Here is a 13,273-nt window from a genome sequence, read left to right on the forward strand (position 1 = left end):
TAATAAAAATGGTAGTAGCCCAATGTAAGGAAGGAGGATTAGATGACAGATATTGTAGTTGTAGGTAGTTTAAACATGGATACAGTAGTATCAGTACCACATATACCTAAAATAGGCGAAACCATCTTAGCTACAGATGTAAATTACTATGGTGGAGGTAAAGGAGCTAATCAGGCTATAGCAGCAGCTAGATTAGGTAGTAAGGTATCCATGATTGGGAAAGTTGGGAAGGATAGAAGTGGACAAGCCTTATTGGCTGCCTTGAAAAGGGAAGGAATTGATACCACTGGAGTCGAGGTTTCAAAAGATATTACTGGAACTGCTTTTATAAATGTTAGTAATAAAGGAGAAAACAATATAGTTGTATATCCAGGAGCTAATAGGGATTTAGGCATTAGACAGATAGAGAGACATAGGGAGATAATTGAAAATAGTAAAGTTTGTGTTCTTCAACTTGAAATACCTTATGAAGTTGTAAAATATGTAGTAAATCTTTGCTATGAAAAAGGTGTAAAAGTTGTATTTAATCCAGCACCAGCTTCTAAGGAAATTGAGGATGAACTTATAAGTAAAACTCATATTTTAATCCCTAATGAAACAGAGTTGGCTATTTTAGCTGGTGAGTATAAGTATTCTCCAAAAAAACTAGAAGAGATTGCTGATAGGGTCTATAACAAAGGATGTGAAAACCTTATCATTACTTTAGGAGATAAAGGTGGGTTGTATATATCAAAAGATAAAAGGGAGTACTTTGAAAGTAAAAAAGTAGATTTAGTAGATACGACAGCAGCAGGAGATTCTTTTGTAGGAGCTTTAGTAACCGGTATTGTAGAAGGAAAAACCATTTTAGAATCTATTGAATTTGCTTCTTTTGCAGCAGCGTTAACGGTTACAAAACCAGGTGCCCAAAATTCTTTACCAATAAGAGCAGGGGTAGAGAAGTTTGCAAATAGATTTTTGAACAATAAAAACTAGGAGGGTTTAAAAATGGGAAGAAAAAAATAACATCATGCGGGTGGTATTCAATACTTTGCTACAATGGAAGGAGGATAAAAAATGAGAAATAAAATACCGACGCCTCATATCGAGGCTACAAGCAAAGAGGAAATTGCAAATACTGTGTTAATGCCTGGAGATCCTTTAAGGGCTAAGTTTATAGCAGAGACATATTTAGATAACTTTAATCAGTTTAATAAAGTACGTGGCATGTTAGGTTATACTGGATTTTATAATGGGAAAAGGGTTTCAGTAATGGGTTCTGGAATGGGGATACCTTCAGCATTGATTTACTATTATGAGTTATTCAAATTGTATGATGTGGAAACCATAATTAGGATTGGGACTGCTGGAAGTTTACAACCTCATATAAGGTTAAAAGATGTAATTTTAGCTACTACTTCAAGCACAGATTCATCTATCACTAGAGGTGAATTCGGCAGATTCAACTATTGCCCTACTCCGGATTTTAATCTATTATTATCAGCCTATAAAAAATCAGAACAAATGGGGATTACCGCTCATGCTGGGATGGTTGTATGTGGAGATCAATTTTATGATACTCGTAGTAGTCAAGAAGTTATTCAAAAATTTAGGGAATATGGCGCCATTGCTGCAGATATGGAGTCTGCGGGATTATATACGGTTGCAAATCGTCTAGGGAAAAAATCACTTGCTATGTTTACAATAAGTGATGATGAAAATACAAATTCCAGCGATACACCTAAAATGCGTGAACAGGGTTATACACAAATGATGGAACTAGCACTAGAAATAGCGCCAGAATAAAAAGAGAAAAGGAGAATTAATATGAAGAGAAATATAAAATTATTTTTATTGATAATTGCTGTAATAATGTTATTTAGTCTAACATCTTGTGGAAGTGAAGGCAAAAATAGCGGAGATAAAACGAGAATTGCATTACTATTATCCGGAAATCTTGGAGATATGTCTTTTCTTGATTCTGCAAAGAAAGGAACAGACGAGATTCTTTCTAAATATGATGATGTTGAAGTACGAGTGATAGAGATGGGCTCAGATGCTACAAAGTACGAAACCAATGTGCTTGATTTCTCTGATGATGGTTATGATATAATAATTGGGTCCGGATGGCAATTACAAGAACCGTTCCAAAATATTGCTGAAAATTATCCGGATACAACCTATATTTTATTTGACGCATCAGTTGATTATGAAAAGTCAGAATATAGTAATGTTTATTCAATAACCTACAAGGTTAATGAAGCATCTTATTTAGCAGGTATTCTTGCAGCAGGCATGTCAAATACTGAAGTTATTGGTTTTTTAGGAGGAGCAGATGGACCAGGAATTAATGATTTCTTGGTAGGCTATATTGAGGGTGCAAAATCCGTAAATAAAGATATTAAAGTAATCGTAGGTTATATTGGAAGTTTTTCCGATAGCCCAAAGGCGAAGGAAATGGCTTTAGCTCAATATAATCAGGGAGCAGATATTATTTTTACTGCAGCCGGATCTTCTGGTATTGGAACACTGGAAGCAGCAGCATCACAAGGTAAATATGCTATAGGTGTAGATTCAGACCAAGCATTATTATTTGAGAAGTCAAACCCAGCAATCTCTAACTCAATTCCGACATCAACTTTAAAAAAAGTTGACTCTAGCTTAGTACGTGCCTATGATTTATATAATGAAGGGAAATTGCCTATTGGAAAAGTGGAAAACCTAGGTTTAGAAGAAGATGCAGTTTCTTTAACTGATAATAAATTTTACCAAGATATTGTACCGGAAGATATTAAGGAAAAAATAGAAGTAGCAAAACAGGAAATAATTGAGGGCAAAATAAAGGTTTCAACGGCATTCGGCATATCGAATGATGATTTACATTCGTTAATTGAATCAGTGAGACCGTAATATTTGGATTGTGGGGTGAACTTTTTGACAAGAAAAGTATTAGAGTTAAAGAATATCAGAAAAGTATATGATAATGGAGTTGTTGCAAATGATGGCATCGATTTAACGCTAAATCAGTCAGAAATTCACGCTATTGTCGGGGAAAATGGTGCAGGTAAATCTACGCTTATGAATATTGTGTTTGGAGAAATAAAACCTACGGCTGGAACCATATTGTTAAGAGGGGAACAGGTGTACTTTGGTTCCCCTAAACAAGCCATTGAAAAAGGAATAGGAATGGTACACCAACATTTTAAGTTGGTTGATTCCCTGACAGTTGCGCATAATATTTTTTTGGGCATAGAGCCGAAAAAAGCAGGTTTCATAGATAAAAACAAAATGATTCGTTTAACAAGCGAACTTGCTGAAAAATATAAATTTAGAATTGATCCAGAAGCACTTGTTAGGGACATATCTGTAGGGGAAAAACAAAAAGTTGAAATTTTAAAAGTCCTAGCAAGAGGCGCAGAAATACTTATCTTAGATGAACCGACTGCCGTTTTAACACCACAAGAAACGGAAGAATTATTTACTGAATTAAGAACGTTTAAGGAAACTGGATATTCTATAATATTTATATCTCATAAATTAAATGAGGTTAAATCTATATCGGATAAGATAACAGTAATTCGTAAAGGTAAAACTTTAGGAACTTATGATGGTTCCGAGCTTTCAGAATCGGAATTATCCAATCTTATGGTGGGCCGTGAAGTTGTTAGAAGTTTTGATAAGGTGTTAGTAGAAAAAGGTGAAGTTGTCTTAGATATTCATAACCTTAAGTTAGTAAATGATTTTGGCAAGAAAAAACTAAATAATTTTAATTTATCATTAAACCGTGGAGTGATTCTAGGTGTTGCAGGAGTTGAAGGTAATGGACAGGATGATCTAGTTAAGTGTATATGCGGATTAAACAAAGAATATAGTGGAGAAATTCTGATATGTAACAGGGATATAAAGAAATTAGGTATAAGTGAAATTCGGGATTTAGGTGTTGCTCATATACCGGAAGACCGTATGACCGATGGGTTGCACTAGATGCAAAGATATCAGAGAATTTGATTTCTACCAAACTTAACAATAATGACTTAAAAACATTTAATCTTATGAGTCAAGTTAAAATAAATGAACTAAGTGAAAAATTGGTTGAAGATTTTGCGATAAGTTGTGATTCGATAAATTCTACTGTAAGAATGCTTTCTGGTGGTAATATGCAAAAAGTTGTTATTGCGCGCGAGTTTTCGTCCGAACCAAATTTGATTGTTGTAAATCAGCCAACTAGAGGTGTTGATGTGGGATCTGCAGAATCTATTTACCGTAGACTATTAAGAATGCGTGATGATGGTGCCGCAATATTAATGGTATCATCAGATTTAAATGAAATATTGGAGCTTTCAGATTCTGTCATTGTTATGTATGAGGGTGAAATAGCTGCATACTTTGAGAGTTCCAAATCTTTAACGGAAGAAGAATTAGGTTATTATATGCTAGGAATAAAAAACCAAAGAAATGATGGAGGTATTTCTCATGGTAGCTAATAAGTTGAAGAAGAATATAACCTTGATTTTGTCTGTTGCATTGGCACTTCTCATTTCATTTATTATTATATTTTTCGTAAGCGATGAACCTTTATATGCAATTAAAGCTTTTATAGTAGGTCCTTTCTCAACTAGCAGAAGACTCGGAAATCTTATTGAGAAAACTATACCTTTAATATTTACAGGTTTAGCTGCAAGCATTATGTTTCAAGCTAAACAATTTAGTTTAATAGCTGATGGTTCATTTGTAATCGGAGGACTTGCCGGAACAATTTTAGCTTTGAACTTGAGGTTATCCCCAATTGCAACAATACCAATAATACTAGTTTTATCTGCTATAGCTGGCGGCTTATGTGCAGTTATTCCTGCATACTTGAAATCAAGGTGGGATACAAATGAGTTTGTTGTTTCTATGATGATGAATTCAATATTACAATTATTTGCAGCATATGTATTACTTAATATTATTCGTGATCCAGAGTCGGGATTTGTGGCTTCTTTTTTAATACCAGATCAATATCATTTATCGATCCTTTTTTCGGGAACACGGATTCATTTCGGATTAATAATAGCAATGATCGTAACCATTTTAGCATACATTCTGATTTACAAGACGAAATTAGGATATAGTATTCGTATGGTAGGTTTTAACCCAAATTTTGCTTTTTACTCGGGAGTAAAATTGTCATTGATTATTTTTATTGTCCAAATTATTGGAGGGTCAATATCAGGTTTAGGTGGAGCGGTGGAGATATTGGGAATGTATGATCGTTTTCAATGGCAGACTTCCCCTGGCCTTGGTTTTGACGGTATGACGGTAGCAATATTGGCATCCAATAATCCGATTTTTGTTCCAATTGGTGCTTTGTTTATTGCTTATATACGAACAGGAGCAGATGTTATGGCACGTACAAGCCAGGTTCCAAATGAAATGGTATATATTATTCAAGGGCTAGTAATGATTTTTGTTACTGCTAATTTGCTTGTTAATTTATTTAAGGATAGAAAAATAAGATGCAAAATGGATACGCGCCTAACGAATAGTGTATCCAAAGGAGGTAGCCATGATACAGCTATTTGATATAATTTTTTCTACAGGTTTCTTTCATTCGATACTAAGAGTTAGCACACCAATAATATTTGCAGGGCTTGCGGCAGTATACTCAGAGCGTTCAGGTGTTATCAACGTATCAATTGAGGGAGTAATGCTTACTGGTGCCCTTTCTGGTGTCGTTATTTCGGCATTGACAAGGAGTTTATGGATTAGTATTTTAGGAACCATATTGATATGTGTGTTGATGGCATTAATACTTGGCCTATTGACTTTAAATCTAGAAGCTAATAGCATAATGAGTGGCCTTGCTATTAATATACTAGCCCAAGGGGGTACAATATTTATCCTTTATATTTTAACAGGAAGTAAAGGAAATTCAGCATTATTAAATAGTATGCAAATTCCTAATGTAGAGTTACCTTTTATTAAAGAAATTCCGGTAATTGGTCATGTTTTGTCAGGCCAGAATATTTTAACCTATGTAGCTATTATAGTTGCATTTGTTTCTCATGTTTTTTTATTTAGGACAGCTACTGGAGTGGCTATTAGATCTGCAGGAGAAAACCCAGATGCCTTAATTTCTGTGGGAATTAATGTAAAAAAAGTAAGGTTTATCGCTCTAACAATAAGTGGTATTCTTTCTAGTCTTGCTGGGATTTTTCTCTCAATGGGCTATATGAATGGATTTACTGCAAATATGACTGCAGGACGTGGTTTTATTGGAATTGCTGCTAATGCGATGGGGAACCAATTACCTTTGGGAACACTATTTGCATCTTTAATATTCGGAGCGGCAGATTCAGCGGCAAACGCGCTGCAAGTTTTGAAAATTCCAACCCAATTCATTCAAATGATTCCATATATTACAACAATTTTAGGAGTATTTATCTATTCTGTTAGCACATCAAAAAGGAAGAGGAGAGAAGGTTAGGTTTATGGTTAACTATTTATGCTCTTATGTCACGTGTAACAATGAAGGGGTTATAGAATATCACGAAAACAAGGTTATTGAAGTGGACGAACAAGGGATTATCTATTCAATAAATCCATTTGATGAGAGACGATATAATGAGGTTATTGATTTAAGTAAATACCTTATGATACCATCAATAATTGATCTTCATCTTCATGTATCACAGCTCGATATAATTGGACAAGGATATGATAACACATTAGATGATTGGTTTTCCAATATATTATATCCAGCAGAATTATATTATGATAGGTATCCAAATTTTATAAATATAAATAGACGATTTACAAATGAACTTTGGAGATGTGGAATTTTATTATCATCAGTGTTTTGCTCAATAAACGTAGACTCAGCAATAGATCTGATGAATTGTTTTGAGGAATCTGGAATGTCTGCATATATTGGAAAAATGAATGCAGATTATCCTGGGTTCAATAAACCACGTGAGACCATTGAAGAATCTTTAGCAGCTACAAAAAAATTAATCAATTATGGGTTTAAATTAAGTAACCGTGTTCAACCAGCAATAACCCCTGAATTTGTTCCCTCATGCACAGAAGAACTATTAATATCTTTAGGTAATCTTGCAAATGAATACGATTTAGTTGTTCAAACGCATTTTGCTGAAGGGGAATTTGATTATAAAATGGTAAGAGAACGGTTTGGTGATAGAAGCTATGCTGATATATATAGGGAATATGGTTTAATTCGTCCTAATAAAACCCTTTTAGTTCATGGTGTTTCATCAACTGATGAAGACTTAAAAATTATGGTAGAAAATAATATAAAATTGGTTCATTGCCCTACTGCACTTAGTGATAATCCAAGTGATCAAAATATTCGAATAGATAGATTCATAGAACATGGGATAGATATAGGGTATGGTAGTGATATAGGTGGCTCAGGTACTATAAATCCATTTCAAAATATGATAGCGATGTTAAGATATTCAAACATTGTTGGTGTTGAGAATAATGGCAGTAATTTGACAATATGGGATTGTTTTAGAATAATGACAAAAGAAAATGGATCTTTTTTCGGACAATATGGTGTTATAGAACCAGGTTATAGTTTTAGTGTGTTATTAATTGATGATTCCCGTTTACAAAAACATTGTGTGAAAAAGGGTAAAGATAGGCTATTAAGATTTATTTATAGTGGCACTAACGATCAATTGCGATATAGATTCCATAATGGAAAAGAATTAAGGATACCTTTCCCTGAATATGATAAATAGTGTAGAAAGCTTTGTAAACTAAAAAGCATAATTTTAATAGGAGGAGATTATTATGAAAAAAGTTTTATTAGCAGGTGAAACTTGGTTTAAACATACTTTACATGTAAAGGGATTTGATACCTTTACAGAAAGTTCCTACGGTGAGGGAGCTGGCTGGCTAAAAGATGCATTAAAAGAAGGTGGTTATGAAGTTAACCATGTAGCTAATCATATGGTTGTTACAGACTTTCCATATACATTAGAAGAATTACAAGAATATGATGTTATAATCTTATCAGATATAGGGTCAAATACACTACTGTTACCGGAAAGTACATTCCAACAATCTAAAACAAATCCAAATAGATGTGAATTGATTAAAGAGTATGTATTATCTGGTGGAGCTTTCCTAATGATTGGTGGATACATGGCCTTTACAGGAATTGATGCTAAATCCAGATATGGAGAAACAGCCATTAAAGACATACTACCAGTTGTTTGCTTGGAGAAAGATGATAGGGTGGAGAGGCCAGAAGGAATAACGCCAGTGGTAGTAAAGGATCATGAAGTATTAGAAGGGGTAGATAAAAATTGGCCTCATTTCTTAGGGTATAATAAGACCATATTAAAAGACGATGCAACATTGATAGCAACTATTGGAGATGATCCATTTATAGCTTTGGGGGAATACGGTAAAGGAAAATCTGCTGCCTTTACTTCCGACTGTGCACCTCATTGGGGACCAAAAGAATTTGTTGAGTGGAAAGATTATAATAAATTTTGGATTAATCTAGTGGATTGGTTAACTAAATAGATTATGTCTAAACGATAATATCTATTGAATAGAAACCTCCATTATCAAATAGCTTTATTTTATTTGCATAATGGAGGTTTAATATCTCAATAGAATATGGTAAATGAAGGTGAGAGTATGAATATTGACCGTGTATTAAAGGAAATCAAGAAAGAAGAAGTGGTTGCCCTTTTACAAGAAATGATACAAATTAATACGGTGAATCCTCCAGGAAACGAAAAAAAATTAGCCCAATATATGAAAAAAAGATTAGATTCTTTCGGTATAAATTCAGAGGTTATAGATTTGGGAAACAATAGAGCTAATATTATTGGTAGAATAGAAGGCCCTGGACAAAAAGAGGCCCTTTTACTTAATGGGCATTTAGATACAGTACCACCAGGAGACATAGAATGGGAATATGGGGCCTTTTCAGGAAAGATAGTAGATGGCAAAATATACGGTAGAGGTTCAGCAGATATGAAGGGCGGATTAGCGGCTATGATAACGGCAGCTGGTGCAATAAAAAAAGCGGGTATGCCTCTAAAAGGAGATTTAATAATAGCTGGTACTGCGGGAGAAGAAATAGATAGTATAGGAGCCTTTCATTTTTTAGAAAGCGGAGGACTCAATAATGTAGGTGCTATAGTAATAGGTGAGCCTAGTTCTTATAAAATAAAAATTGCAGAAAAAGGCGCTCTTTGGATTGAACTTACTACCTATGGGAAAACCTCTCATGGTGCTTTTCCAGAGAAGGGTGTTAATGCTATAGTCCATATGAACTTATTACTCAACGAGCTGCTAAAGTATGATTTTAAATATCAAGAAAATAGATTATTAGGTAAACCAACATTTAATATATCCACTATAGAAGGTGGAGTAAAGACCAATGTGGTTCCAGACAAATGTTCTATGACTATAGATATAAGGACAGTACCTTCCATAGAACATGGAGATATAATTAATGATTTTCAAAAGATAATAAATAGATTGAAGAAAAAAGTGAAAGATTTTAATGCAGATATTAAAGTTCTAAATGATAGACCGGCTGTAGAAACTAAAGAAAATCATCCCTTTATAGAATTAGGGAAAAGGGTTGGTAAAAAGTATCTTAAGAAGGATATAGGAATAAAAGGGCTTAACTTCTATACCGATGCAGCTGTATTTTTACCAGCAACTAATTTACCAGCCATAATATATGGACCAGGAGATTCTGATATGGCCCATCAACCAAATGAATATATAACAATAGAAGGGCTATGGGAGACAGTACAATTCTATATAGGAATAATCCTTGAATATCTAGGATAGATTTTCAAATTTAGAGGAACCCTACTTCATATATGTCATATGGAGTAGAGTTTGATTTGACCATGTAAATAAAACAAAGCTTCTTTCTAGAAAAGTTAAAAATGGAAAGAAGCTTTTATTTTGGACAATTTTATCCCATTTTAGTAAAATATTTATTAAATAGAAAATAATAAGGAATGTACTAAAGCTTTTTAGTTATTAATATAGAAATAATTATTTGAAAGAGGAGAATTCAATGCTAGATCTAGCCCTATTGGGAACTGGAGGCAGTATGCCTATACCAGAAAGATTTCTATCATCCCTATTAATTAAATATAAAGGTAGGAAAATTCTTATAGACTGTGGAGAAGGAACTCAGGTATCTATGAGGATTTTGAAATGGGGATTCAAATCTATAGATATAATCTGTATAACCCATAATCATGGAGACCATATATTGGGATTGCCAGGATTGCTTGCAACTATTGGGAATAGCGGAAGGATTGAACCAATGCTGATAATTGGACCTAAGGGTATAAGTAACATAATAGAGGGATTGTCGGTTGCTGTGTCATATCTTCCATATGACATCCATATAATTGAGGTTTCTAAAATTTCAATTATGGTTAATTTTAATACCAAAGGGCTAGAGGCAAAAAAAGTGGATGATCCCAATCTATCCTACGGGGATTTAATAATATCCACCTTGGAATTAGACCATTCATCACCTTGTATAGGCTATAGTTTCTATGTACCTAGAAAACCTAAGTTTAATCCTGAGAAGGCTATTTCCTACGGAATACCAAAAGAACTTTGGAAAAACCTTCAGAATGGAAAGATAATAGTACGGGATGGAAGAACTATTAAACCTTATATGGTATTAGATGGTAGCAGAAAGGGAATTAAACTAAGCTACATAACTGACACAAGACCAATAGATACTATACCAGACTTTATAAAAGAAAGTGATTTGTTCATTTGTGAAGGGACCTATGGTAGTGAATTAGATAAGGAAAAGGCTATTAAAAATAAACACATGACCTTTTCTGAAGCAGCCCAGTTAGCTTATGAGGGTAAAGTTAAGGAACTATTACTTACCCACTTTAGTCCTGTTATGGAAGAACCAGAAACATATATAGAAAATGCAAGAAAAATATTTTCTGATACAATAATTGGCTATGATAGATATACTAGGACTATGAATTATAGATAAGGGACAAGGCAATCAACCCCTTGTCCTCTATCTTATTCACCCTTTAATTCTTCTTTCATCTTATACAAAACATCTAAAGCTTCTTCAGGTAATTCATTTCTTCCACCTTTTGTAGATTCTAAGAACTGGATACGGTAGTTAATACTATTTTGTAATTCATTTATATAGTTTAAATCTTCCATATTTACAGGGAAATCATCTATTTTAAGCAATTCTATATTAGAAAAGCTTCCCCAAGGTTTAAATTTTGCTTTTCCTTCTACGATAAGTTCTAAAGAGTTTAAAGTCACTTCTTTTGGCACCTTTTTATCTAAGAAAAAACCTGTATTAAAAATATAACAATCTACATTTCTCTTTTGAAACAACTCTTTAAATTTATTATAATCATCCACTAAAGGATAAGTTCGGAATGGATTGGCATAGCATTCAATAACCAAAGCGTCCTTGTCCACATTATTAGCCAGCCTTTCAGCAGAACTTCTTTTTGTTGCCAAGGTAGCCCCCATTACTGCCGCCAATATTGGATCATTGATTTTAAGTACAGGAGGTAAGGAAGGATCCTTCATCAACCATACAATAGCGTCAACTGGTTCTTCTATTTTATCTACTCTAATATCAGCCCATAATTTAGATTTAATAGCTCGTCCATTACCATTTCTAATATCTTCCGTTACTATTACACATTTACCATCTTCATCTATGGTGGCTCCACAATTTTGAACTGTAATTAAATATTTGTTAGCCTCAGAATTTAGTGGATAATCCTGAGTTTTATCGAAGTAAGAAGGTTCTAGGGCAATGGATGAACCATTTTCTGTAGATATAATATAGGCATCATCATGTAATATGGTTATATCATATTTTCCATTATGTTTTTCATGGGTTATAGTAGATTTACCAGAACCAGAGAGGCCAAAGACACCAATAGTATATTTATTGTTATTATTAAGATTATACCTTTTTAAACCCCCATGGCAGGATGCATAACCATTCCTATTGGCAATACCCCAGGCCAAAGTAAGGGTTCCCTTCTTATGCTCTCCAAAATATTTCATTCCCAATATACAGGCACAGTTATGTACTGGGTCAAATATTGATAATCCTAATGGATTTTTTTCATCTTTCCAATCAGGGACAGATAATATGTAAATATCCCCTTCATTTTCCAACTTAATTGATTCTTTGTACATATTAACATATCCTTCAGTCATATACTGGAAATTGAGAAGCCAATTATATAAAATATTTTCAAAACCTTCAGGGATTAATAGATGGGCTCTAACCATGAAATTCTTATCTAGTCCAATAAAGGATTCTGCATGGTACATTTTCCGGTATCTAGTGTTATAAACGGATTCCCTAATGATTTCAGCATATTTAGATGAATCAATACTAGGTTCCCCTACTATTCTTCGAGCTGCTGCAGTTCTACCTGTAACTCCTCCATCGTTGAATAAAAGGATTTTAGCATTTTCATCTAAACCTATTTCTTCTGGTTTATATACAGGCATATCTGTGACGATTGTACCTGGGGAGTTTTTAGCCAATTTATAAGCTTCCTTAAGGGAATTAATCTTTATCACATTATTTCCATAAAAAGTTGTCTCAATAGTACTTCTAATTTGTGAAAATATAGGGTTATCCTTATTGATTTTATCTCTACTAAATTTTGAAATGGTTGCCATAAAACACCTCCGCTATTTAAAAAAAATTTTTAATATTTCACTCCAATATTCTAACATAAATAGTTAAAAGTGCAAAGTGGATCTATGTCAATAGTTTGGACAAAAATTTAGGTTTTTTTGTGGGTCTCCGCCACCATTGACAATCCAAACATAAATGCTTTTAGGTTTCTACCCGAAGGCGATAAACTCAAAGCAAGCTATGTTTTGTGCCTTCGTGGTGGAATATTGTAGCATTTATTTATTGGCTTATCAATGGCAAGCCCTACGGGTGGCTATCATCCCCTCAGGCTCAAAATCTAAAGCAAGCTATGCTACTCTACATAGATTCTCATATTCATCTGGAGTCATGTAGTTGATTGATGAATGAATCCTTTTTCTATTATAAAATCCTTCTATATATTGAAATAATATTAACTTAGCATGATTATGATCTATAAATGTATTAAGATATACGCATTCTTTTTTTAGTATTGCATGAAAACTTTCTATACAGGCGTTGTCATAAGGACAACCTTTAGCACTATACGATAGTTTAAATTGCTTTGATTCCACTGTTTCACGATATTCCTTTGACGTATATTGTGAG

13 protein-coding genes are annotated in these 13,273 nt (G+C 33.7%); 11 read left to right on the plus strand and 2 right to left on the minus strand.

The features are described from left to right. Nucleotides 1-42 precede the first annotated feature (42 nt). From rbsK to CUL_RS0105150, 11 genes are all read left to right on the plus strand, one after another. Complete coding sequence (gene rbsK / locus CUL_RS0105105; protein ID WP_025640721.1) at nt 43-975, plus strand: ribokinase; 933 nt, start codon at nt 43-45, stop codon at nt 973-975. Between the two features lie 81 nt (nt 976-1,056). Next, nucleotides 1,057-1,785, plus strand: coding sequence for a purine-nucleoside phosphorylase (gene deoD / locus CUL_RS0105110; RefSeq protein ID WP_005587216.1), 729 nt, complete (start codon nt 1,057-1,059; stop codon nt 1,783-1,785). 21 nt (nt 1,786-1,806) lie between these two features. Next, on the plus strand, nt 1,807-2,889 hold the full coding sequence (locus tag CUL_RS0105115; RefSeq protein ID WP_005587214.1) for a BMP family lipoprotein: 1,083 nt from the start codon (nt 1,807-1,809) through the stop codon (nt 2,887-2,889). Nucleotides 2,890-2,913: 24 nt separating this feature from the next. Further along, nucleotides 2,914-3,963: an ABC transporter ATP-binding protein gene (locus tag CUL_RS16690; RefSeq protein ID WP_201767847.1), complete on the plus strand. Its 1,050-nt coding sequence runs from the start codon at nt 2,914-2,916 to the stop codon at nt 3,961-3,963. 20 nt (nt 3,964-3,983) lie between these two features. Continuing rightward, entirely contained in the window at nt 3,984-4,463 is a 480-nt protein-coding gene (locus CUL_RS19425) for an ATP-binding cassette domain-containing protein (protein WP_201767848.1), read from the plus strand. Next, nucleotides 4,453-5,544 (plus strand): ABC transporter permease, encoded by a 1,092-nt coding sequence (locus tag CUL_RS0105125; RefSeq protein WP_005587212.1) that lies wholly within the window; start codon nt 4,453-4,455, stop codon nt 5,542-5,544. Before CUL_RS19425 ends, CUL_RS0105125 begins: the two co-directional genes overlap by 11 nt. Further along, complete coding sequence (locus CUL_RS0105130) at nt 5,528-6,448, plus strand: ABC transporter permease (RefSeq protein ID WP_005587211.1); 921 nt, start codon at nt 5,528-5,530, stop codon at nt 6,446-6,448. Before CUL_RS0105125 ends, CUL_RS0105130 begins: the two co-directional genes overlap by 17 nt. A 4-nt stretch (nt 6,449-6,452) precedes the next feature. Beyond that, nucleotides 6,453-7,727 (plus strand): amidohydrolase family protein, encoded by a 1,275-nt coding sequence (locus CUL_RS0105135; protein WP_025640722.1) that lies wholly within the window; start codon nt 6,453-6,455, stop codon nt 7,725-7,727. A 52-nt stretch (nt 7,728-7,779) separates the two neighbouring features. Beyond that, entirely contained in the window at nt 7,780-8,520 is a 741-nt protein-coding gene (locus tag CUL_RS0105140) for a glutamine amidotransferase (RefSeq protein ID WP_005587209.1), read from the plus strand. A 117-nt stretch (nt 8,521-8,637) separates the two neighbouring features. Further along, on the plus strand, nt 8,638-9,810 hold the full coding sequence (locus CUL_RS0105145; RefSeq protein ID WP_157752620.1) for a M20 family metallopeptidase: 1,173 nt from the start codon (nt 8,638-8,640) through the stop codon (nt 9,808-9,810). Between the two features lie 235 nt (nt 9,811-10,045). Continuing rightward, entirely contained in the window at nt 10,046-11,002 is a 957-nt protein-coding gene (locus CUL_RS0105150; RefSeq protein ID WP_025640724.1) for a ribonuclease Z, read from the plus strand. 32 nt (nt 11,003-11,034) lie between these two features. On the opposite strand, the gene CUL_RS0105155 is transcribed toward CUL_RS0105150, so the two are convergent. Together CUL_RS0105155 and CUL_RS16695 are read right to left on the minus strand one after the other, a co-directional pair. Then, the gene (locus tag CUL_RS0105155) at nt 11,035-12,687 is read right to left on the minus strand and encodes a phosphoenolpyruvate carboxykinase (ATP) (protein ID WP_025640725.1); all 1,653 of its coding nucleotides are present in this window, start codon (nt 12,685-12,687) and stop codon (nt 11,035-11,037) included. 306 nt (nt 12,688-12,993) lie between these two features. Further along, nucleotides 12,994-13,273 (minus strand): integrase core domain-containing protein (locus tag CUL_RS16695; protein WP_035142800.1); only part of this gene is annotated, 280 nt, incomplete at its 5' end.

The sequence above is a fragment of the [Clostridium] ultunense DSM 10521 genome (assembly GCF_000511955.1).
Lineage (GTDB): Bacteria > Bacillota > Clostridia > Tissierellales > Tepidimicrobiaceae > Schnuerera > Schnuerera ultunensis.